At 43.8% G+C, this 21,691-nt stretch carries 20 protein-coding genes; 6 read left to right on the top strand and 14 right to left on the bottom strand.

Going from position 1 to position 21,691, the window contains the following annotated elements; all coding sequences use genetic code 11:
* Both P0G38_RS03480 and P0G38_RS03475 read left to right on the top strand, forming a co-directional pair.
* On the top strand, positions 1–936 hold the full coding sequence (locus tag P0G38_RS03480; protein ID WP_005228500.1) for an ABC transporter ATP-binding protein: 936 nt from the start codon (positions 1–3) through the stop codon (positions 934–936).
* Positions 929–1,699 (top strand): ABC transporter permease, encoded by a 771-nt coding sequence (locus tag P0G38_RS03475; protein ID WP_005228499.1) that lies wholly within the window; start codon positions 929–931, stop codon positions 1,697–1,699. Before P0G38_RS03480 ends, P0G38_RS03475 begins: the two co-directional genes overlap by 8 nt.
* 54 nt (positions 1,700–1,753) lie before the next feature.
* Here P0G38_RS03475 and P0G38_RS03470 read toward each other — a convergent pair whose 3' ends face one another.
* The gene (locus P0G38_RS03470) at positions 1,754–3,583 is read right to left on the bottom strand and encodes a glucose PTS transporter subunit IIA (protein WP_010749902.1); all 1,830 of its coding nucleotides are present in this window, start codon (positions 3,581–3,583) and stop codon (positions 1,754–1,756) included.
* A 290-nt stretch (positions 3,584–3,873) separates the two neighbouring features.
* Here P0G38_RS03470 and P0G38_RS03465 point away from each other — a divergent pair, with 290 nt between their 5' ends.
* Entirely contained in the window at positions 3,874–5,073 is a 1,200-nt protein-coding gene (locus tag P0G38_RS03465; protein ID WP_005234111.1) for an enolase C-terminal domain-like protein, read from the top strand.
* A gap of 95 nt (positions 5,074–5,168) precedes the next feature.
* Here P0G38_RS03465 and P0G38_RS03460 read toward each other — a convergent pair whose 3' ends face one another.
* From P0G38_RS03460 to P0G38_RS03440, 5 genes are all read right to left on the bottom strand, one after another.
* Entirely contained in the window at positions 5,169–5,876 is a 708-nt protein-coding gene (locus P0G38_RS03460; RefSeq protein ID WP_275854044.1) for a GntR family transcriptional regulator, read from the bottom strand.
* Positions 5,873–6,199, bottom strand: coding sequence for an MGMT family protein (locus P0G38_RS03455; RefSeq protein WP_151195149.1), 327 nt, complete (start codon positions 6,197–6,199; stop codon positions 5,873–5,875). The genes P0G38_RS03460 and P0G38_RS03455 overlap by 4 nt, the downstream gene beginning before the upstream one ends.
* Before the next feature lie 139 nt (positions 6,200–6,338).
* Positions 6,339–7,727 (bottom strand): glucuronate isomerase, encoded by a 1,389-nt coding sequence (uxaC, locus tag P0G38_RS03450; RefSeq protein WP_275854043.1) that lies wholly within the window; start codon positions 7,725–7,727, stop codon positions 6,339–6,341.
* A gap of 16 nt (positions 7,728–7,743) precedes the next feature.
* Positions 7,744–8,820, bottom strand: coding sequence for a mannonate dehydratase (gene uxuA, locus P0G38_RS03445; RefSeq protein WP_010749907.1), 1,077 nt, complete (start codon positions 8,818–8,820; stop codon positions 7,744–7,746).
* Between the two features lie 3 nt (positions 8,821–8,823).
* Positions 8,824–10,419, bottom strand: a complete 1,596-nt coding sequence (locus P0G38_RS03440; RefSeq protein ID WP_275854042.1) for a mannitol dehydrogenase family protein — start codon at positions 10,417–10,419, stop codon at positions 8,824–8,826.
* 188 nt (positions 10,420–10,607) lie between these two features.
* Here P0G38_RS03440 and P0G38_RS03435 point away from each other — a divergent pair, with 188 nt between their 5' ends.
* On the top strand, positions 10,608–11,276 hold the full coding sequence (locus P0G38_RS03435) for a GntR family transcriptional regulator (protein WP_005234106.1): 669 nt from the start codon (positions 10,608–10,610) through the stop codon (positions 11,274–11,276).
* A 97-nt stretch (positions 11,277–11,373) separates the two neighbouring features.
* On the opposite strand, the gene P0G38_RS03430 is transcribed toward P0G38_RS03435, so the two are convergent.
* Positions 11,374–12,210 (bottom strand): YitT family protein, encoded by an 837-nt coding sequence (locus P0G38_RS03430; protein WP_005234105.1) that lies wholly within the window; start codon positions 12,208–12,210, stop codon positions 11,374–11,376.
* 58 nt (positions 12,211–12,268) lie between these two features.
* Positions 12,269–13,189 (bottom strand): cation efflux transmembrane domain-containing protein, encoded by a 921-nt coding sequence (locus tag P0G38_RS03425; protein ID WP_275854041.1) that lies wholly within the window; start codon positions 13,187–13,189, stop codon positions 12,269–12,271.
* A 322-nt stretch (positions 13,190–13,511) separates the two neighbouring features.
* On the opposite strand from P0G38_RS03425, the gene P0G38_RS03420 reads away from it, so the two are divergent.
* Complete coding sequence (locus P0G38_RS03420) at positions 13,512–14,303, top strand: L-threonylcarbamoyladenylate synthase (RefSeq protein WP_275854040.1); 792 nt, start codon at positions 13,512–13,514, stop codon at positions 14,301–14,303.
* Between the two features lie 205 nt (positions 14,304–14,508).
* Here the strand turns inward: P0G38_RS03420 and nfsA are convergent, their stop codons facing one another.
* The 3 genes from nfsA to P0G38_RS03405 all read right to left on the bottom strand — a co-directional run bounded on the left by nfsA (position 14,509) and on the right by P0G38_RS03405 (position 16,421).
* A complete protein-coding gene (gene nfsA, locus P0G38_RS03415) occupies positions 14,509–15,249 on the bottom strand; it encodes an oxygen-insensitive NADPH nitroreductase (protein WP_275854039.1) in 741 nt (246 codons plus the stop codon).
* Between the two features lie 127 nt (positions 15,250–15,376).
* Positions 15,377–15,958: a TetR/AcrR family transcriptional regulator gene (locus P0G38_RS03410; protein ID WP_015510260.1), complete on the bottom strand. Its 582-nt coding sequence runs from the start codon at positions 15,956–15,958 to the stop codon at positions 15,377–15,379.
* A gap of 136 nt (positions 15,959–16,094) precedes the next feature.
* On the bottom strand, positions 16,095–16,421 hold the full coding sequence (locus P0G38_RS03405; RefSeq protein ID WP_196043954.1) for a hypothetical protein: 327 nt from the start codon (positions 16,419–16,421) through the stop codon (positions 16,095–16,097).
* Between the two features lie 514 nt (positions 16,422–16,935).
* On the opposite strand from P0G38_RS03405, the gene P0G38_RS03400 reads away from it, so the two are divergent.
* Complete coding sequence (locus P0G38_RS03400) at positions 16,936–17,253, top strand: RNHCP domain-containing protein (protein WP_213356880.1); 318 nt, start codon at positions 16,936–16,938, stop codon at positions 17,251–17,253.
* 208 nt (positions 17,254–17,461) lie between these two features.
* Here the strand turns inward: P0G38_RS03400 and P0G38_RS03395 are convergent, their stop codons facing one another.
* The 3 genes from P0G38_RS03395 to P0G38_RS03385 all read right to left on the bottom strand — a co-directional run bounded on the left by P0G38_RS03395 (position 17,462) and on the right by P0G38_RS03385 (position 21,574).
* Positions 17,462–19,231: an ABC transporter ATP-binding protein gene (locus P0G38_RS03395; RefSeq protein ID WP_275854038.1), complete on the bottom strand. Its 1,770-nt coding sequence runs from the start codon at positions 19,229–19,231 to the stop codon at positions 17,462–17,464.
* 2 nt (positions 19,232–19,233) lie between these two features.
* Positions 19,234–20,943, bottom strand: a complete 1,710-nt coding sequence (locus P0G38_RS03390) for an ABC transporter ATP-binding protein (protein WP_060791424.1) — start codon at positions 20,941–20,943, stop codon at positions 19,234–19,236.
* A 229-nt stretch (positions 20,944–21,172) separates the two neighbouring features.
* A complete protein-coding gene (locus P0G38_RS03385; protein WP_008380641.1) occupies positions 21,173–21,574 on the bottom strand; it encodes an MmcQ/YjbR family DNA-binding protein in 402 nt (133 codons plus the stop codon).
* Positions 21,575–21,691: the final 117 nt, after the last annotated feature.

Below are 21,691 nucleotides of genomic sequence, written 5' to 3'. Positions count from 1 at the left end.
ATGACCTATGCACTAGAACTAACCGATTTACGCAAAGTCTATGCTACCGGCGTTGAAGCGTTGCGGGGCATAAATTTGACGGTGGAAGAAGGCGACTTTTATGCCTTGTTAGGCCCAAACGGCGCTGGAAAGTCCACCACCATCGGCATTATCACCTCTCTTGTCAATAAATCTTCGGGAAGCGTCAAAGTCTTCGGCTACGATTTAGACAAAGAATTGGTCCAAGTCAAACAACAGATTGGTCTGGTTCCCCAAGAATTCAATTTCAATCCCTTTGAAACGGTCCAGCAGATCGTCGTCAATCAAGCTGGGTATTATGGTGTCCCCCGCAACGAAGCCATCAAGCGCAGCGAAAAATACTTGAAGCAGTCGAATTTGTGGGAAAAACGCAATGTTCGTGCGCGGATGCTGTCGGGCGGGATGAAACGCCGTTTGATGATTGCTCGTGCCCTGATGCATGAACCACGGCTATTGATTTTGGATGAACCGACGGCAGGTGTCGATATCGAATTACGGCGGGAAATGTGGAGCTTTTTGCGAGAGCTGAACCAAAAGGGCACAACGATCATTTTGACGACCCATTATTTAGAAGAGGCGGAAATGCTTTGCCGCAACATCGGGATCATCCAATCTGGTGAACTGATCGAAAACACCAGCATGAAGTCCTTATTGGCAAAACTGCAATTTGAAACCTTTCTTTTTGATATCGCACCGATCAAACAAGCACCAACGATCACTGGGTATCCGATCCAAATGGAAGATGAACAGACCATCGCTGTTGAAGTCGCTCGAGATCAAGGCGTCAACGATCTTTTTGCCCAATTCAGTCAGCAAGGGATCAATGTCCTCTCCATGCGCAACAAATCCAATCGCTTGGAAGAACTATTTTTGAAAATCACCGAAGAATCACACGAAGCGGAGGAAAACCATGTTTAGTCTTTATTTTACAGCCTTAAAAAGTTTAGCGGTCAAAGAGACCAACCGCTATTTACGGATTTGGGTGCAGACCCTCGTCCCACCCGTCATCACTACTTCCTTATACTTTATTATCTTTGGGAAAATGATCGGCAGCCGCATCGGCGAAATGGGCGGCTTTTCTTATATGGAATTTATCGTTCCTGGGCTGATCATGATGTCGACGATCACCAGTTCTTACTCTAATGTGTCTTCTTCCTTCTTTTCACAGAAGTTTCAAAAAAACATTGAGGAACTCTTAGTGGCGCCGGTCCCTACCCACGTCATCATTTGGGGCTTTGTCTTTGGCGGACTTGGACGTAGTATCTTGGTGGGCACATTGGTGACCATCATTTCCCTTTTCTTCGTCCCATTACATGTTTATTCTTGGGTCATCGTTGTCTTAACCCTTGTCATGACTGCCATCTTATTTTCATTAGCAGGGTTGCTAAATGGGATCTTCGCCCAATCCTTTGACGATGTTTCCATCGTGCCAACCTTTGTTTTACAACCATTGACCTATCTTGGAGGCGTCTTTTACTCCATCAGCATGCTGCCGCCGATTTGGCAAACGATCTCCAAAGTCAACCCGATCGTGTATATGATCTCTGGTTTCCGTTACGGCTTTTTGGGCACCATCGATGTCCCGATTTTCCTCTCCATCGGTATTTTGGTCTTGTTCATTGTCGTCTTATACAGCGTATGCTGGTACTTGATCCAAAAAGGCCGCGGGCTGCGTAGTTAATAGCAAAGAAAAAAAGATGAACTTCGTTAACGAAGCTCATCTTTTTTTCTTTTATTAGGCATTCAAAACGACTTTTTCCAGTAATGCACCGGCTTGGTGTCTGCCTTCTAAATCAGTACTTCCAGAAAATTGTTGCACGCGATCCATGTTGGTGATCAAAACGATCACCATGGTTTCTTTGCCTTGCTGCTTGATAAACGGCAGATCCATTTGTGCCAGTTTGGTTTGCGGAGTGACTTGCTCCCCAGCTTTGACAAAGACTTCAAAGCCTTGACCGCCAAGGGAAACTGTATCGATCCCCATATGCACAAGAACTTCAACGCCGTTTTGGGTTTTGATCCCGACGGCATGTTTTGAAGGGAACACAGTGGTGACTTCGCCACTGACTGGTGCAAAGATTTGGCCATCTTGTGACTCGATGGCATAGCCTTCTCCCATCATTTTCGTTGAAAAAACTTCATCTGGTACATCTTCTAATGGGACGTATTCACCATGGGTCACGGCATGCAGATCCACTTCGTTGGTGTAACGATCGCCTTCTGCTGCTTGATTTGGTACCAAGAACCAGCTCATGGCAAAAGATAAGCCGATCGCCAAGATGATCCCTAGAACGGCGTAGATAAAGTATTCCCCGATATAGGCTGGCAAACTAAAGATACTTGAAAGAATGTACCCATAAATACGAACACCGAAGAAACTGATGAAGGCAGAAGCCACAGAACTACCAACTGTTGCTGCGATAAAGGCTTTTTTATACTTCGACAAAATCCCGAATAACGCAGGTTCTGTGATCCCTAACAAGCCTGAAACCGCCGACGATAGAATGATCGATTTTTCTTCTTTGGTTTTGACTTTGAAATAAATAGCTGCTGTTGCGCCGGTGATTGCCATATTTGCCATAAACATCATTGGCATCAGCATATCATATCCTTGATTGGCAAAGTTTTGCAAAGCGATCGGGGTCATGGCATGATGCAGTCCCGTGAAGATTGCGATTGGTCGAATCGCCCCTACCACGATTCCTGCTAAGACAGGCGAGATAGTGAATAATCCAGCCACGCCAGCAGCCAATAAGTTTCCTAGATGGATACTGATTGGGCCAATGACCGTTAATGTCAAGATACCAGCGACAAACAACGAAATCGTCGGTGTAAACACGGTACGCAGCACTTGGGGTAAGAGTTTATCGACCCAACGGTAAATATAACTGAGCGCCAGCACGGCAAAGATAATGGGAATCACTGTCCCTGCATAGTTAAAGACGGGTACTGGCAAGACGCCGAACAAACGAAAGGCGGAAATGCTCCCTTCGGCTACCGCATTGGTCATCGTTGGAAATTGCAGCGTTGCCGCGATTGCGATCGCTAAATATTGATTGGTTTTAAAAATCCGAGCGGCAGAAGCAGCAACAAAAAATGGCAAGAATGTGAATACGCCGCTCGCAATCATGTCGATCACTAAATAGGTATCTGTTTGATTAGAGATGACATTCAATGCTACCAATCCAGCCATCAATCCTTTGATCATTCCTGCGCCAGCGATAGCTGGAACGATCGGACCAAAAACGCCAGAAACGGTATCCATAAATAAGGAAACGGCTCCTTTTTTCTCTGATGTTTCCCCTTGGTTCGCTTCATCAAGTCCTAATTCTTTGGCTAAAGGTGCATAATAATCAGCAACATCCGTTCCTATCACTACTTGCAGCTGATTACTTTGATATTTTGTTCCTACGACTTTGGGTGTTTTTTCTAACGCCGCATAGTCGACTTTTTTCTCATCCTTTAAATCAAAACGCAAGCGAGTCATACAGTGCCATGCATTGTTGATATTGTCTGATCCGCCAACATCTTTAATGATCTGTTTTACGATGTCTTCTTTGGTCATCTTTTTTTCCCCCTGTTGTTTGCTAACGGTCCTGATCCTTTTGACGGGCGCCCTTTCAGGTGTTTCCGTTTTCACACACATAGTAGCATGCTCACACAGACTTGTAAAACCAGTCCTTTTTTGATAAAACCAGAATAAAAACGCTATATATCAACGTTTTATTATAAAATAGGCAAAAATTGGACTGGTTTTATGGTGTATATCCAGTTTTTATTAGACCAAATTGACAGCGGTTGCCAAGCATGTTTCAATGGCTATAGCAACTAGAGACAAAAATTGGAGTGAATGAAATGACACCAACGATCATCACCGACGTCAAAGCCTTTGCGATCAAACCTGATCGTCATAACCTTGTTGTCGTTAAAGTAGAAACGAACAAAGGCGTATCTGGGTTAGGTTGCGCAACCTTCCAGTTTCGCCCACTAGCCGTAAAAACCGTCGTTGACGAGTATTTACGCCCCCTCTTACTTGGCCGCGATGCCAATCAAATCGAAGATCTTTGGCAAGTGATGAATGTCAATTCTTACTGGCGGAATGGTCCGATCACCAACAATGCCATCTCAGGAGTCGACATGGCTTTATGGGACATCAAGGGACAATTAGCCGATATGCCATTGTATCAACTGTTAGGTGGAAAAGCGCGTACGGCGATTCCCGCCTATACCCATGCCGTGGCAGATAATCTCGAAGACCTTTATCAAGAAATCGATCGCTTCTTGGCTGAGGGGTATCGCTATATCCGTTGCCAATTAGGCTTTTATGGTGGAAATCCTAGCCAACTGCAAACACCCGATCAGCCCATCGCTGGTTCCTATTTTGATCAAACAGACTACATGGACACAACACTGAAAATGTTTGCTGCGATCCAAGAACGATACGGCAATCAATTTCAAATGCTGCATGACGTGCATGAACGGCTGCATCCAAACCAAGCGATTCAATTTGCAAAAGCCGCTGAGCCTTTCAATCTCTTTTTCCTAGAAGATATTTTGCCGCCGGATCAAAACAAGTGGTTGCAGCAACTCCGCAGCCAGTCGGCGACCCCGATCGCGACCGGCGAATTGTTCAATAATCCGATGGAATGGCAAGAGCTAGTCAAAAATCAACAGATTGACTTTATGCGTGCCCATGTCTCACAAATCGGTGGGATCACGCCAGCATTGAAATTGGCTCACTTCTGCGATGCGATGGGCATTCGGATCGCTTGGCATACGCCGTCTGATATCAGCCCTGTCGGCTTAGCCGTCAACACCCATCTAAATATCCATCTCCACAATGCCGCGATCCAAGAAACGATTGCGATCCCAGCAAATACCCAGTCGGTCTTTGGTGGTAGTCCACAACCTGAAAACGGCTATTTTTATCCCATCGAGAAAAGTGGGATCGGAATCACGTTCGATGAAGCAGCAGCTGCGGAATTTCCCGTGGTTTACCGTCCTCACGAATGGACCCAGAGCCGTACACCAGACGGCACTTTGATCACTCCTTAAACACAACAAAAGACATCCCCTGTCCAATCGACAGGGGATGTCTTTCTTCTCTCTGGGTAAAGACGACGCAACTGGCACATTTGCTTTCCTAAAAATCAATCGATGCGTGAGCGATGGATCTCACGGTCAAAGGGACGGATGTAGGTCACGGCATAATCAATGGCAACGATATTGCTGAACTCATACACGCGGCCGTCTTCTAAAATCGCCCGATTGCTGATCTGCATTGCCGGTGTTCCCCGCTTGCACAATAAAATACCCGATTGCGCGGTCGATGTGGTGATGGGGGTATAGCTTGTGATGTAGTGGGAAATGCGGTATCCGCAGCTTTCGACATAGCGTTGGATCGAGTGCTCCACGATTTCTTGTGTCAATTCAGGAAATAGGCTGACGGGCAATTTAGAGGTTTCCAGCTGTTCGATTTTATAATTGACGATCCGCACTCGTTCAAAGGTCCAGACTTCCTCGTCTGAGCCTATTTGGAAAATCTGCTGTTCATCCAACGTTGCTGCCGCCTTATTCAAGGAAATCATTTTGGAATGGATGCGGTCATAAGGGGTGCGGGTCAAGGAATTAAAGATCATTGGGTTTTTGACCCATTTTTCATGGATAAAAATCCCTGAACCTTGTACTACTTTGACGATCCCGATCTCTTCAAGGTTTTTGATTGCTTGCTGGATCGTAAACCGAGAAACGCCATAGGTTTGCGCAAGGGTTCTTTGGTTGGGTAATTTGCCGGCAGAAAATTCTTCCTGATAGATTTTACTCAACAGATCTTGCACGATAAATTCACGTTTTTTCATAATGGCTCCTTCATTTGAGCGGGAGCGATCTCGCTCATGGACCAACTGCAAGCCTTCATATCGATACGACCACTGGCTTTGAAGACCACCCCTTCATCGACGAGGGCTGCTTTTCGCCCATTGGCGGAGGGACCAATTAAGACGCCATCTGCCCGCACGACTCGATGGGCAGGGACATCCTGAGGGCTCAAGCGCATCGCTCGACCGACTGCTCGCGCGCCGTTGATTTGTCCCAATTTCCACGCAATCTGACTATAGGAGACGACTTTACCAAAAGGGATCTGCCGCGCCAGCGCATAGACTTCTTCATAGAATGGATTCATACTGTTCGCTCCTTCTTTGATTCTTTCTATCATAGTACTGGATTCCCTGCCAATAGTAAATGAACAGACGCAACTTTAGCAATAGCCATACAAACACTCGATTCCTTCTCTAGCAAGCCAAGAACGAATCGAGTAGTCATTAGTTTGGAAAATCAAAGTAGGTTTTCGCATTGTGATAAGAGATATCTGCGACGATCTGCCCTAAATATATTTCATCTGCTGGCAGTTGTCCGTCTTCTACCCATTCACTGATCACCTGACACAAAATCCGCCGGAAATACTCGTGGCGTGGATAAGACAAAAAGCTGCGAGAATCCGTCAGCATGCCGACGAAGTTTCCAAGAATCCCGCCTTCTGCTAGGGTCGTCAACTGATATCGCATACCAGAATACGTATCATTGAACCACCAAGCAGAGCCTAATTGCAGCTTGCCTTTGCTCTCTTCTTGGAACGCCCCCATCAGCGCAGTCAACACTGGATAATCTTTGGGGTTCAGTGAATACAAAATCGTTTTCGGCAATAAGCTTTCCACCTGAAGCTGCGCCAATGTCCGACTTAAGCCGCTCGCTAGACGATCGTCCCCCATCGCATCACCGCCGCTATCAGGTCCTAGTTGTTGGAAAAGTTTTTGATTGTTGTTGCGAGTCGCCATCAGATGCAATTGCGCGGTCCAGCCTTGCTTTGCGTATTGGCGCATCAAGTCAATCAGTAAGCCGGTTTGAAATTGTCTGATTTCTTCATTAGTCAGTGTCCCAGTGGTCAAACGCTTCTGAAAAATCGCTTCAAGTGCAGCGGTATCGTAGGCTTCCTCTCCAAGACGTGATAGACTGTGATCTGCTAAACGACAGCCCCGTTGCTGGAAGTAAAAAATACGTACGGCCAATGCTTCAACCAGCGTTTGATAGCTAGTGATTTCTTTGTTCGCAGCTGCAGCCAATTGCTTAAGGTATGCTGGAAATTCTGAATTCTGCAGATTGATTGCTTTGTCAGGACGAAAGGTAGGATACACAGCAAAGGATTCTTTTGCCAGCTTTTGATGATACGTCAACGAATCAATGGGATCATCCGTCGTACAGATCACCTCAACGGCCATCTTTTTGATCAGCCCTCGTGGTGAAAATTCCTTCGTCTGCAACTGTTGATTGGCTTTTTCCCAAATGCTTGCTGCACTGGCTAGTGTCAACCGCTCATCAATACCAAAGATTCGCTTCAATTCCAAATTGGTCCAGACATATAATGGATTGCCAATGCAAGCCTCCAAGGTCTGCGCCCAAGCACAGAATTTTTCGTAGTCGTCAGCATCGCCAGTGATCAAAGATTCTGCAACACCATTGGCTCGCATCAAGCGCCATTTGTAATGGTCCCCCGCCAGCCACGCTTGGGTCAGATTGGTGAAGTTTTGGTCTTCGAAAATCTCTTTCGGATCTAAATGACAATGGTAATCAATGATCGGCTGCTTTTTTGCATACCCATGGTATAACTCTTTGGCAAAGCTGTTTTTCAAAATAAAATCGTCAGTTAAAAACATTTCTTCGCTCCTTTTCTTAACGCCCCACGCTCTTGTCGATGGCTTCCCACAACCCTAATAAGTAGGAAGCGCCGATCGCCCGATCATATAAGCCATAGCCTGGACGTCCCGTTTCTCCCCAGATCATTCGCCCATGATCTGGTCGAATATAGCCGTCAAAGCCATTTTTGTACATCGCTTCTAGGATCTGATACATGTCTAACGAGCCTTCAGAGGAGAGATGCGGTGCTTCATAAAAGTCTTTGTCATTGCCCAAGTATTGAATGTTACGAACATGGGCAAAAGGAATCCGATCCCGGCGACAAAACTCAGCCAAAATCTCATAGACATTATTGGCTGGGTCTTCGGCGATACTGCCAGTACAAAGTGTGATGCCATTTGACGGACTGTCGACCACGTTACAGACCCAATCCAGATCATCACGGTTTTTAACGATACGCGGCAGACCAAAAATCGAATAGGGAGGATCATCTGGATGAACAGCCATCTTGATGCCGACCTCTTCGCAGGTGGGAATGATGGCTTTTAGGAAATAAGCAAAGTTTTCTCTTAATTTGTCATCATCGACATCCTTATACGCAGCAAACAATTCTTTGACATGTGCCAAACGTTCTGGTTCCCAGCCTGGCAAGGTATAGCCAGAGCTTGACTCCTCAACTTCTTTGACGATCTCTTCTGGGTCTTTGTCGATCCCTGCTTTTTCAAATGCCATCGTTGAAGAACCATCGGCTAAGCGATAATCGAGATCCGTTTTGATCCAATCAAAAATCGGCATAAAATTATAGCAGATCACTTCGATCCCGTATGCTGCCAAATTACGAATCGTTTCTTTGTAGTTTTCGATATACAGGTCTCTCGAAGGCAAGCCAATCTTGATGTCATCATGAATATTGACACTTTCGATCACCTTCAGAGAAAGTCCAGCTGCTTCGACTTCTTCCACGAGCGCCTTGATCCGTTCTTTGGGCCAAACTGCCCCAGCAGGCAAATCAAAAAGTGTGCCGACGATGCCTTTCATCCCAGGAATTTGACGGATATCTGCTAACTTGATTTTATCGTATTCTTTTCCATACCAACGAAATGTCATTTCCATTTTTTATTCGTTCCCTTCTACTGTTTCATGTAATGTTTTACGAACTGCGCCGGTTCCTGTTAGCATCTTAGTGAACAAGTGACCCACGTTTTCAGCGATTCCTGCACGATAGAGATCCAAACCAAAAATCTGCGGATTTGCTAAGATTGGTCGAATGATCTCTTGAACATCGGCGGCTGACCCCAACTGACACTCATGTAAAATCTCTTGCAATTCTGCTAAGAGGGGATCAGGACTTGGGACAAATGTATGGCCTTCATCATCGATCGCTAAGAGATAACGCAACCAGCCAGCAATCGCTAAAGGAATAAAAGTCAGCTCAGAAGCCGAGCCTTCTTTCTCCACATACTTTTTGATGGTTTCGCCAAAACGGATGGCGATTTTCTGTGAGGTATCTGCGGCGATGCGCTGGGGGGTGTCAGGAATCAGCGGATTCGGTAAACGAAGACCGACCACCTCATCGATAAATTTCTTTGGCTGAATGATCTCAGGATCTTCCACTACCGGCAAGCCTTCACGATAGCCGATTCCTTTGATCAAAGCGACAATATCTGGATCGGTCATTTCCGCAGCAATGGATGTATAGCCGAGTAAATAGCCGAACAAACTCATTGCCGTATGCAGTGGATTCAAACAAGTTGTGACTTTCATACTATCGGTTTTGTCTACGATCTCTCGACTCGTCAAGATCACCCCCGCTTTGTCTAAATTCGGGCGACCGTTCGGAAAATCATCTTCAATCACTAAATAATGAGTCGCCTCTGTATTAGCAAACGGAGCGATCATCGTTCCTTTATCGGTCCGAATGACTGGCAGCTGCTGAATGCCAGCTGCTGCTAATTCTTCTGCAACTGCTGTTGAAGGATTTGGCGTGATCCGATCGATCATTGACCACGGAAACGTCACTTGCGCGTTGTTTTCTAAGTATCGGACGAACGCTTCTGAAATATGCCCCAGCTTTTGCCACTCTTTTGCGATGGTGACAATCGCCGCTTGGAAACGGAGCCCATTTTGCGAAAAATTGTCGGTAGAGACCATAGCGATCGGAAGAGCCCCTGATTGAAAACGATCCCATAAAAAGCTAGTCAAAATGCTCATTGTATGGTTGACCTGATGAGGACCCGCAGCGAGATCCGCTTGGACGACAGGCAAAAAATTCCCCTGACTGTCTTTTAAGCCATAGCCTTTTTCTGTGATTGTTACGGTGACCAATTGTAGTGACGGCTCACGAAATACTTTGCGTATTTGCTCATAACTCGCAATGCGGGAAGGATGGCAATAATAACTAGCCGCGGTTGACTGGAGCAATTTTTTCTCCAACCGTCCCCCTTCATGCATGACCACTTCTAAAATATCATTCTCGTAAGGGGCATATACTTGATCAATCACCTGTTCATCAAAGGTTTCACAAACTACGATTCCTTTTGTCAGCGCTTGTTGATCGATCAACGTTTGGGCTACTTCTGCGTGAAATGCCCGATACAAATTTCCCCCTCCAAAGTGTAACCATTGAAACTGAGTATCTGATTGATCCGTCACTTCTTTGGGAACGATCGGCATCGTAACTCCTGCCTGCTTCAAGGCAGCAAAATCAAACATCCTACTTCCTCCTTTTTCTCAAAACTGATATATTAGTATTCTAGTTCATTCTATACTGAATTGCAAGCCTTTACAAAAGGTTATTCAACTTATATACTAGTTTTATTACTCAAAACTATCCCTAGGCACCTTCCTTCAGAGTTTTTCTTTAGAAGGTAATTGAATGCCTGATACAGAAAGAAGCGTTTATGTTGAACCCTACAAATTTTCAATCACAAGCTTATGAATCAATCAAAGAGTTGATCTTAACCGCCAAACTGATTCCCGGTCAAAAAATATCTGAAAAGGAATTGGAGCAACGGCTAACCATTGGCAGGACGCCGATCCGTGAAGCAATTATTCGTCTGCGCCGTGAAGCACTGATCCATGTCGTTCCCCAAAGCGGCACCTATATTTCTAAAATCAGTATCAAACAAATTGAAGAAGCTCGTTTTGTCAGAGAGACGCTTGAAAAAGAAGTATTCGTAGCGGCCTGCCAAGCCATTACAGAAGAGCAGCTGAAAGAACTAGAAAAACTCGTTATTTTGCAGCGGACATATGCCCAATTGAAGGATGAAATCGAGTTTTTCCAACTCGACGAGGCCTTCCATCAGTTGATCTATAAGATTGCAGACAAAGAAAATGTCTGGAATTGGCTACAAACGATCAATCTGCCTTTAAATCGCTTCCGCTTCTTACGTTTAGAGGTGGAGGAATTGTCTTGGGAAATTATTTTGCGGGATCACGAAGAAATCTTAGCCACTTTAAAAGAAAAAGACCAAGCCAAAATTGCTCCCTTGGTCGGACAACACATTGATGTCATTGATAACGATTTGATTTTTGTGGAAAAGGCCTTTCCCGATTACTTTACGGAGTAAAGCTATTTGAAAATCATGGACCTTAAAAACCACCCTCGTCGAGTAGATTGCCTACTTGACGAGGGTGGTTTCATACGCTGAACAAGCGAGAATACGCTCATTCGATTGGGTGATAACTAAAGCCTTGGCCCAGTACTTCTGAGACATTATTGACGATCACAAACGCTTTTGGATCAATGGTCTCAATGATTTGTCTGATCTGCATAAATTCTTGGTCGCTGGCCACGATCAACAGTACTTGTTTGTCTGCTTGCTGGTAGCCGCCTTGGGCAGCCAATAGTGTGGCACCACGAGCTGTTTTATCAAAGACTGCTTCTCGAATCTCGTTCACGTGGTTCTCACTTAAGATCATGATGGATTTCTTCCGGTTAAAGCCCGTTTCAATGTAGGTCATCACACCAGAGGTGATCACGATCGATAATATCGCAAACAAGAACTCTTCAAACCCGAAAACGAACAAGTTCATAGAAACAACGATCGCATCGGTCGCCAGCAAGCCAATCGCTGGATTCAAATTAAAGTATTTCTTGAAAATCAGCGGTGGAATCGTTGTGCCGCCGCTGGAAGACTGATTTTTGTACAAAATCGCTACTCCTAAAGCAAAAATCGCACTGCCAAAAATCACGGAAAGCAGCCGGTCTTCAGCCACCATATATTCTGGGACTAAAGCAATTGCTACTGGAAAAGCAAAACTACCATAGAGGACTTTCAAAAAAGGCCCCTTCCCTAAAAAGGCATAGGCAAGAATAAGCATGAGAATATTCAAGACCATGATCACAGCCGCTCGATCCCAACCGAGTGCTGACTCTAATAAAATACCGATTCCGCTGACACCGCCAGCTGCCACATGATGCGGGCCCAAAAATAAATTGATGCTTGCCGCTAACAAGAAAAGTGCTGCGGTGATTTTTCCATAGGTTTTCAGAATTGTCATTTGTTTCCTCTTTTCCCTGTTATTTTCACGGTTTATTCAAGCTGCTTTGCAGCCATTCTTACTCCTCACTATACGCCCATTTGATGTCACCGACAAAATTTATGTTTAGCCAGAGGGAATAATCGGAAATCTGTTGGCTGATTGCCTGATTCAATCGTTCTCGCAAGGGATCTTGCTGACCTACTGTATCGAGAGGAGTTGCAGGTAAAATCACTACATCTAATTCCACAATGACTTGATTACCGACTTTGGCGGTACGTAACACAAAGTCCACCACTTCTTCTGCGCGCAATTCTTTTTCAACGATCGTCATGATGGTCTCCCGCAGTTCTTCTTTTGGAGTAGAAGAAGTCAATTCTAAAATCGCTGCTTTCAACTCTTTTATCGAAAGCTGGATAAAGAACAAGGTGATCCCGATGGAGATGATTGGGTCGACATACATCGCAAACTTCCCATAGGGACTGGCTTGGATCAGCCAGGACACAAGAAATGAACCGACGACACCCAAACTAAAGAAAAAGCCGAAACGCCATTGTTCTAGTTCCACCCAATAAAAGGGATGGGTCAGTGGTTTCTTTTTTAAGTACAAGTAAAAAGAGAAACAGTAGATCGTACCAACCAGCGAGAAATACAAACCGATTGGATCAATCATGCCATCACTGACGTGTAATAAACTAAAAGCAGACTCAATGATCCCATAAATCGAGATCAGCAGGATGATACTATATTGAATAAATACCACTAATGGCATCAATGCCTCTTTACCGAATGGGAAACGTTCAAAATCTTGGGCTTGGATATATTTTGCCACGTACAAAGCAATCAGTGACATCACTGCACCAATCAATGTATAGACCCCATCTAACAAGAGGACGTTATAACTGACCAGCAACCCAAAAAGCAAGGCACCGCCACCATAGATACTCCCAGCGACAATCGATGCCAACAAAAGCTTGCGTATTTTTTTCTTTTCACTCATGATATTCCTCATCTTTCACAAAAAAACTATTCTTTTGATTGCGTTCTTCTATCTATAAGCCTATCTTCCCATATAAATAACATGAAAAACAGTCAATTTTTTCATACAAAGCGGAAAAAAATAGTGTTGCTGTCAATCATTCACTCTATTCTCTAATGACGTATATACGGTTTTCCTCTTCCTCTCTTTTTACATTCTGGTGTAAATCCCCTTGACTACACAGATTGATTCCCTTATCATCAAGGGTAACCATATTCAATCAGAATTTTCAGAATATTCCGTTATATTTTTCATGACGGCGATTCATTGGAAGACAGGGAGGATGAAGAGAGTGAAAGAAACAAAACAAGTCCCATGGACAGGAGAACCAAATCAACGTGCGATCAACTATTTGAATGAAGAAGGCAAAGTGATCGTTTGCCCAACCAAAGTCGGCTATATTATTGCCGTCTCTGATAAAAAAGGGCTGGAACGCAAGTTTTCAGCGAAGAATCGCAAGCGTAACAAACCAGGCGTCGTTCTTTGCAGCTCATTGGAACAGCTACATGAATTAGCCGAACTAAATGCGGAAACCGCCGCCGTTTACGAAACTTGCTGGAACAATGACGTGTTATTCGGTGCGATTTTGCCTTGGAAAGAATCAGGAAAAGCCTATATCCCAAACGATGGTTCAGAAGAATTGATGACGGACGTTCGGGGAACCAGCTGTTTTGTGATCAAATTCGGTGTCCCTGGTGAGCAGATTTCAAAAGAACTTTGGGATCAGCAAAAGAAATTACTTTTCGCCAGCTCAGCGAACCCTTCAGGCAAAGGAAACCGCGGACTTGTTGAAGGGATCGGCGAACAAATCGCGCAAGAAGCCGATCTAATCATTGAAGGCAACGACTATGTTGCATCGATCCAACCAGACAAAACGCTGGAAACCCGCTATGAGCAAGGAGTCATGGTTTCTTTCGTTGATAAAGACGGCAACTTGATCCCTGAGCAAGGAGACCAGCGCTCCATCACTCCCGCACCTGTCTTGATCCGTAAAGGACTCGATGTTGAAAAAATCCAAATGTACCTTTCTGATCACTTCAACTCATGGGACTATCGCCACGGGGAGTACTATTGATCTTTCATCATCAACAAAGAACCGAAGAACCAGCTAGCTGCCCTCCTTTTCAAGGAAAACGCTCAGCTCGTTCTTCGGTTTTTTAATTGAAAAAAATACTTTTCTTCTGTCGTGCTTCATAAGAAAAGTGATCATGCGCTCAGCATCATCACTTTCCTGTTTTCATAATTCGAAAATAGAGCGGTGTAACAAGCGACAAAGAGCCTTATCGTTTGCTCAATCCTCTTTGATTTAAATACTCTTTCATAAACAGTCGAGGCAAGCGGGAAAAACTGCCTATTGCTGTTGTGGACCAGGAGCGTTCAGCATTGGTTTTTGTCCGTTTCGCATAATAGCACTTTGTTTCATCATCATAGGCATGAATGATGTCTTCTTTATTGCGAGAATATGTATTTTCATGATAAATTCCTTCAAATGGTATCCGTGGTTTTTTTTCATTTGTTTCAATAGGATGACCTACAGCGATTCCAAATACAGGATAGACATAATCAGGTAAATCTAGTAGCTCAGTAATTTCGATGATTGCATCTCGCACCCCGCCGATATAGCAAATACCTAACCCCATTGATTCCGCAGCTATCGCCAAATTTTGGGCTGCCAGAGAAGCATCAACAGCACCCACTATTGAGGCATCAATTCCTGACAACGTTTCTGTCAAATCGATTCCTTTTGCCTCTGCCATCTTTTTTATGCGATACAAATCAGCACAAAAAATAAAAAAGTGCCCTCCCTCTGCAATAAAAGGTTGATTTCCAGCGACTGCAGCAATCTCTTTCATCAGACGTGTGTCTTCAACACCGATGATTGAATAAGATTGTTGATAACTTGCGGTCGAAGCTGCTTGAGCCGCTGCAACGAGTGTCTTGATTTCTTCCTGTGTAAGTTTTTGCTCACTAAACTTGCGAACTGATACATGATTAAGAATCGTGCTTACTGTTTCGTTCATAATACCCTTCTTTCTCGAATAGATACATTTTCTCTCGACCTATTCTTTATTTTCACATCGTACTTGTGTGTCTTTGTCATTAGCAAAGCTTGTGAAATTACTGGATTGTTGCTTAGAAATTGGACCACTACAATAAATTCTTTATCGTAATTTCAGCAATTTGTTGTGCCATCGCCTTGTTTCTCATCGAAGCATTCAAGGTTCGCAGTCCATAGTAGGCATTAAGGTAACAAAGAGACAGTTCTTTGGCTGTCTTTGTCGTTTTGATCTCTCCACTAAGCAGACTTTTTTCTATATGCTTTTCAACTTCTGCCTCAAGTTCCTTTGCATGTTGTTCGGACCATAACACCACGGCTGGATCAATACTGCCTCTTTCCATCGCTGCATTGATCAAATAACAGCCATTGCTGTCTTCTTGAAAATCTACTTCAATTGCCCAATTTAATAATGCTGTTAATTTTTCTAAAAGCCCTTTTTCCTGATCCAATAATTGCTTTTGCTCTTGAATCCAGCGCTCATGATATACACGCAATGTTTCTACGTATAAATCGTGCTTACTACCAAATGTGTTATAAAAGCTACCTTTCCCCAGCCCTGTTTCGCGACATAGATTCTCGGTTGAGCAGGCTTCATAGCCATGGGACCAAAATTCATGCATAGCAATCTTCACTGCTTCTTCCTTATTGTGTTTTTTAGGACGTCCTCGCATCTTTCCAGCTCCTTTTCTTTACCGATCAGTACATAAACAGAATATCATTTATGTACCAACCAGTCAAATATTATTTTGAGTTTTCATCTGCTTGTCCCTTCTCTTTTACACAAATGCTATTGTTAAGCTTCATTTATTAGTTTATTTCTCGTGTTTCTTTCAAAAGCTGAATAATCTCTGCCTGCTGTTTGATGATCGTATCTTGTTGCTTGATTTTAATCCAGTTTTGATCAATTTGGATAGCTGCTCCGAGATTTTTGTAACTAAGGTTGGGGATCTCCATGAAATGTATTCGGTGTGCAGATAAGTCATTAAAGATCTGGACAGACAGACCATCACTCAATTCATGGATCTCTTTTTCTTCAAGATATTGGTTGATCAGATTTTCTACAGTCAAACGCTTTTTTCGTTTCTTGCCTTGTGTACCATTCGAATTTTCGGATTTCTTGTTCGTACCAAACATTTTTGTTCTCCTTTCGTTAGGTCATCCTTCCTTCATTTTGTGATTCCGTGTCTCTTCTTCAGTGACCAAAATAAAATCGAGCGAAACCTACATGTAAATATTTTGTCACAAAATAGCATTATTATCTACATATTATTGTTTTTAACGATAAAAAAGGAATGAATTGCGATCAGGTTTCATCTGTCTTAGAATTCCAACTCTATTTCTGCTATAATACCCTCGTAAACACAAAGGAGGTACTCGATGAAAAAGCATTCCTCAATTGCTTTCTAGGGGACGACGCCAATGACAGTGACTTTGGACTACACTTACTGCTGGGTTGTGGGCTGCCGCAACACAGTGCTTAGCACAAAACGAAAAAAACTAAGCGTGGTACGGATTGCGAAATCGCATGAAGCTGGAAGCAGAAGTAATCGTTACGGACGGTGAATGTGTCCCTAGCCAAAGAAGCCTGATGAAGAACGAACGGAACCCTTTTCTCTCAAAAGAAATCATTCTTTTGGAGGAAAGCAAAATGAGAAAAGATGAAAATACGACCTTTGTTTGTAAAAACTGCAGTACGCCTGTGGCACCCTTGACCAATGGTTCTTACCGCAACCATTGTCCCCAGTGTCTCTACTCGTTACACGTGGATATTCGCCCGGGTGATCGTCAAAATACTTGCCATGGCTTGATGCGACCGATTGACTATCGCCAACATTCCAAAAAAGGCTATCAGGTGCTGCATGAATGCACCCGCTGCAAAAACCAGCAGTGGAATATCGTGGCACAGGATACGCAACAGCCAGACCATTTTATTGAGTGGTTGACTCAAACCGCTGCGTATCACTAAAAAACCAAAGAAGACCATGCTTAAGGCTGGTCTTTTTTGGTTATCAGATCAACGGATCTCTTATACCACTAACTGCTCATAGACATTGTCGTCATAAGAAGCGCTTGCTTTAACCTAAAAAAAAACAGCCCGCTGTTTCGTCGATTGGTTGACGAAATTGCGGGCTGTCCTGCTAGTGTCTTCTTGATGATTTTACGTTGGTTTGCGCTTATTCAAAAACGAATTGATTGTGATACAGTTCTGCATAAAAGCCGTCAGCCGCCACCAATTGATGGTGATTGCCTTCTTCAATGACTTTGCCATCCTTCAAGACTACGATGCGGTCGGCATTCAAAATCGTCTTCAAGCGATGGGCGATCACAAAACTGGTTCGACCTTTGATCGCTTCATCCATTGCTCGTTGAATTTTCGCTTCGGTCACGGTATCAACGTTACTGGTGGCTTCATCCAAAATCAACAATTCTGGATTGGTCAAAATCGTTCGGGCAATACTCATCAATTGTTTTTGACCAGTACTGAAAAGATTATTCTCTTCGGTGATCTCCGTGTCATAGCCTTTTTCCAACGTCATAACAAACTCATGGATATTGGCTTGTTTCGCTGCTGCAATGACTTCGGCTTCAGTCGCTTCTGGTTTCCCAAAAGCAATGTTTTCGCGAATCGTCCCTGAGAACAACACGGATTCTTGCAAAACGATTCCCACTTGAGAACGCAGCAGATCCAAGTCTAGCTCCCGGATGTCGATGCCGTCAAAGGTCACAGAACCACCATTCACATCATAGAAGCGATTCAATAGGTTCATGATGGTCGTTTTTCCTGAACCCGTCGGTCCGACTAATGCGACCATTTCGCCTTTGTTGACTGTGATCGAGACATCTTTTAGGACCAATTGTTGACTGTCATACCCAAAGTCCACATGATTCAAAGCAACCGCCTCTTTGATGCCCTTCACTTTGATCCCGTCTTTTGGTTTGACCTCATCAGGTTCATCAAACATTTCATTGATTCTGCGCGCACCGGTGATCGCCAATTGAATCATGCTGTAACCAGAAGAGATCTGCATCAATGGTTGATAATACTGCTGCGAATACTGGACAAAGGTCACAACTAATCCTAAAGCAACGGAACGTTCTAAGTCACCGTTTAATGCTAACCAGCCACCAAAGAAAATCACGATTGCCGTGTTCAACAAAGACATTCCTTGCATCAAGGGGAAAAGCAGCCCAGAGTAGACTTGCCCTTTGTAGGTAGCTTCGCGGACTTGTTGGTTGTGGACCAGAAAACCATCGATGGTTTCTTCTTGCAGTCCATTGGTGATGATGATTCGTTGACCACTGATTTTTTCATCGATATAGCCGTTTAATTTTCCGACTTCATCTTGTTGCAGATCGACATATTTGCGGGCTTTTTGGATCACGATCACCGCGATCAACACCGCAATCGGGGTAGAAGCAATCGTTGCCCATGCCAATTCAACGTTTTGACGGAACATCATGATCAAGATTCCCACCATTAAGACTACATTGGTCAGCACTTGCAACAATGCTTGGTTCAAACTGTTTTGGATGTTGTCCAAGTCACTGGTAAAACGGCTCAAAATATCACCGTCTTGATGAGAATCAAAGAATTTGATCGTCAATTTTTCCAGTTTATTAAATAAACCGATCCGCATTCTGTTGGTTGATTTCCCCACCACTTGCGTGAACAAGATACTATAAACAAAATTGGCTGCACTGGCTAAGACATAAAAAATCAACAATTTCCAAATGATCGATAGAAAAGCTGATTTATCATCGACCCCTTGCATCAAACCACCAACATAATTCGCCAACTCTTGGAACGCTTCTCCGACAAAGACTGGCGCTTGCACTTGCAGATACGTTGCCAGAATCACCGTCACAAAAATGAATAGAAACGACCACTTGTATTGTTTTAAGTAATGGTAGAAAAATTTACTCGCTTTGAACAAATCTGTCATGGTTACTCCTCTCCTTTCTGTGTTGCGAAGATTTCTTGATAAATAGCATTGTTATTGGCTAAAAATTCATGGCTTCCTTCACCAACCAGACGTCCATTATCTAAAACGAAGATGCGGTCGGCTTTCACAACAGAGGCAATCTTTTGCGCGATGATGATCGTTGTCGTGTCTTTTAATTGTTTTTCAAACGCTTCGCGAACCAATTTTTCCGAACGAGCATCTAATGCACTCGTACTATCATCCAAAATCAAAATTTTCGGTTCACCGATCACCCCTCGAGAAATCGATAAGCGTTGCTTTTGTCCTCCAGAAAAATTGCTGCTGCGCTCGGAGACCGGCGCTTCAAACCCAGCGGTCAATTTTTGAATAAATTCACTGGCTTGGGCGATTTCCGTTGCGCGAGACATCTCAGATTCTGAGGCGTCTTTTTTCCCTTGCCGCAAGTTTTGGGCAATCGTTCCTGAAAAGAGGATCGCTTTTTGCAAGACAAAAGCGACCGTTTTACGCAAGCTTTGTTCATTGACTTCTTTCAAGTCAACGCCGCCAACTCGCACGACACCTTCCGTTGGGTCAAACAAACGGGGAATCAGCTGCGCCAGTGTTGATTTGCCGGCACCAGTCGCCCCTACGATCCCAATCATTTCGCCAGGTTTGATGGTAAAACTGATAGCCGTTAGGGCATTTTTTTCATCCCCAGGGTAACGGAAACTGACGTTTTCAAAAGCGACACTTCCAGACAACTCTTGTTCTGGGACATCTTGGTATTGCAGATCTGGTTCGGTATCTAGAATCTCTTTGATCCGTTTTAGCGAAACTGCAGCCCGCGATGTCATCATCATCATCATGCCGCCGATAATGATCGCCATCATAATTTGCATCAAATAATTCATGAATGAGGCAATTCCCCCAATCAAGGTTGGATCATCTTTCGCTAGATCACTGACAAAGAAGATCGCGCCGACGACGGCTAAGTTGGCTGCCAGCATAAAGGAGGGGATCATTACAGAGAACAGGGTTCCTACGATAATATTATGCTTCGTTAACGTTTCACTGACTTTGGAAAAGCCTTGTAGCTGGTTTTCTTCTTGAACAAAAGATTTCACCACACGAATCCCCATCAAATTTTCTTTGGCAATCCCATTGATTTTGTCGATCAAGTTCTGGATGATCATAAAGTGTTTGCCCATCCGTGTAAAGGAGAGTGCCGTAATCACTAGGACAGCGATAATTAGTAAGACGATGATCCACCAAAGTTGCGGCATGGTTGTCATCGCCAAAATGAAGGCACCGATAAATAAGAACGGGATGCGAAACAACGATTGCAGCGAGATCATCACTAAGTTTTGAATTTGCGTGATGTCATTGGTCAAGCGAACCACTAGGTTTCCTGCCGAGAAGGTTTCGATATTACCAAATGAGAATGTCTGGATTTTCCGAAACATCTCTTCCCGAATATCGGCACTAACGCCTTGCGCCACTTTCGCAGAAAAAATCGTGTTGATAATCCCTGCAACAAGGCCTAGCAATGCTAGCCCAATCAGCTGCACACCAATTTTTTTCATTTCATCATTGTTTTCGGTAATAATTGATTCTAGCACTTGCTGCAAGAGCTTCGGCTGCCATAATGCAGCAACGACCATTAAAATGACCGATAATAAGGCAATGCCGGTTGCCGCTTTGTACTTTTTGACATGGCGTAAGACCAGATCCATATACGTACCACTCCTTTGTGTTTAGCAGAAAAGACTGCCAAAAAATTTCGGTTGCACAACAATTTACCATGGATCACGACGGGAAACAAGCGAACAAATAAAACAAAAAGAGCTTTCATGAAAGCTCTTTGAAAATATTGCATAAATGTTGTCGAAAATAACGAATAGTAAAGGGATTATGATGATCCTCGATACTGGTTTGATTATTTTTTGTCGCTAAATCTTTGACTTACGATTCGCTGTTTTCCAGCTCACTTTTTTGTTTTTTTGTCAGTTTTTGTTTGACTAAATCGTAGGAAACCAAAATCATTTGTTCGATGTTTTCTTCCATCAAGGCATCAGATGCCAACTTGATGGTATTCCAATGGGTCTTATTGGCATAATACCCTGGAATGATGACGTCAGGAAATTGCTCTCGCAGCGTTTCGTTGACCTCGGGCAGATTTTTCAAAGTCAAAAACGCTGTTTCTTCTGCTTGTGGACTCATGATCCCAAACTGCTTTCCTACTAAATCAAAGTAGATTGCATCCCAATCTTCGCGATAATAGACTTTGGCTCCCGGCAAGCCTTCCCCAAATGCTTGAAATCGCTGCATTTTTTGTGCAATTTTTTCTTCAATCGATGTACTCATTGTGTTTCCCCCACTTTCTGCTATCAAATTCGCCATTTTCTGTCTCAATTTTGACAGATTGAATCGCTTGCTGCTCTATTTCCTACTATTATACATGGTTGTCGTGGAAAAAGGGAT

It is taken from the genome of Enterococcus casseliflavus (assembly GCF_029215545.1).
Classification (GTDB): Bacteria; Bacillota; Bacilli; order Lactobacillales; family Enterococcaceae; genus Enterococcus_D; species Enterococcus_D casseliflavus.
This window is presented reverse-complemented; position numbering and strand designations above follow the sequence as displayed.

Bases quoted from the DNA above. Each gene is read 5' to 3' on its own strand.
- nfsA (WP_275854039.1), bottom strand. From the start codon at position 15,249: ATGAACGAAACAGTAAGCACGATTCTTAATCATGTATCAGTTCGCAAG.
- P0G38_RS03470 (WP_010749902.1), bottom strand. From the start codon at position 3,583: ATGACCAAAGAAGACATCGTAAAACAGATCATTAAAGATGTTGGCGGA.
- P0G38_RS03390 (WP_060791424.1), bottom strand. From the start codon at position 20,943: ATGGATCTGGTCTTACGCCATGTCAAAAAGTACAAAGCGGCAACCGGC.
- P0G38_RS03480 (WP_005228500.1), top strand. From the start codon at position 1: ATGACCTATGCACTAGAACTAACCGATTTACGCAAAGTCTATGCTACC.
- P0G38_RS03455 (WP_151195149.1), bottom strand. From the start codon at position 6,199: ATGAATCCATTCTATGAAGAAGTCTATGCGCTGGCGCGGCAGATCCCT.
- P0G38_RS03420 (WP_275854040.1), top strand. From the start codon at position 13,512: ATGAAGAGAGTGAAAGAAACAAAACAAGTCCCATGGACAGGAGAACCA.
- P0G38_RS03465 (WP_005234111.1), top strand. From the start codon at position 3,874: ATGACACCAACGATCATCACCGACGTCAAAGCCTTTGCGATCAAACCT.
- uxuA (WP_010749907.1), bottom strand. From the start codon at position 8,820: ATGGAAATGACATTTCGTTGGTATGGAAAAGAATACGATAAAATCAAG.
- P0G38_RS03430 (WP_005234105.1), bottom strand. From the start codon at position 12,210: ATGACAATTCTGAAAACCTATGGAAAAATCACCGCAGCACTTTTCTTG.
- uxaC (WP_275854043.1), bottom strand. From the start codon at position 7,727: ATGTTTTTAACTGACGATTTTATTTTGAAAAACAGCTTTGCCAAAGAG.
- P0G38_RS03475 (WP_005228499.1), top strand. From the start codon at position 929: ATGTTTAGTCTTTATTTTACAGCCTTAAAAAGTTTAGCGGTCAAAGAG.
- P0G38_RS03405 (WP_196043954.1), bottom strand. From the start codon at position 16,421: ATGTTTGGTACGAACAAGAAATCCGAAAATTCGAATGGTACACAAGGC.
- P0G38_RS03410 (WP_015510260.1), bottom strand. From the start codon at position 15,958: ATGCGAGGACGTCCTAAAAAACACAATAAGGAAGAAGCAGTGAAGATT.
- P0G38_RS03400 (WP_213356880.1), top strand. From the start codon at position 16,936: ATGAGAAAAGATGAAAATACGACCTTTGTTTGTAAAAACTGCAGTACG.
- P0G38_RS03440 (WP_275854042.1), bottom strand. From the start codon at position 10,419: ATGTTTGATTTTGCTGCCTTGAAGCAGGCAGGAGTTACGATGCCGATC.
- P0G38_RS03435 (WP_005234106.1), top strand. From the start codon at position 10,608: ATGTTGAACCCTACAAATTTTCAATCACAAGCTTATGAATCAATCAAA.
- P0G38_RS03460 (WP_275854044.1), bottom strand. From the start codon at position 5,876: ATGAAAAAACGTGAATTTATCGTGCAAGATCTGTTGAGTAAAATCTAT.
- P0G38_RS03385 (WP_008380641.1), bottom strand. From the start codon at position 21,574: ATGAGTACATCGATTGAAGAAAAAATTGCACAAAAAATGCAGCGATTT.
- P0G38_RS03395 (WP_275854038.1), bottom strand. From the start codon at position 19,231: ATGACAGATTTGTTCAAAGCGAGTAAATTTTTCTACCATTACTTAAAA.
- P0G38_RS03425 (WP_275854041.1), bottom strand. From the start codon at position 13,189: ATGAGTGAAAAGAAAAAAATACGCAAGCTTTTGTTGGCATCGATTGTC.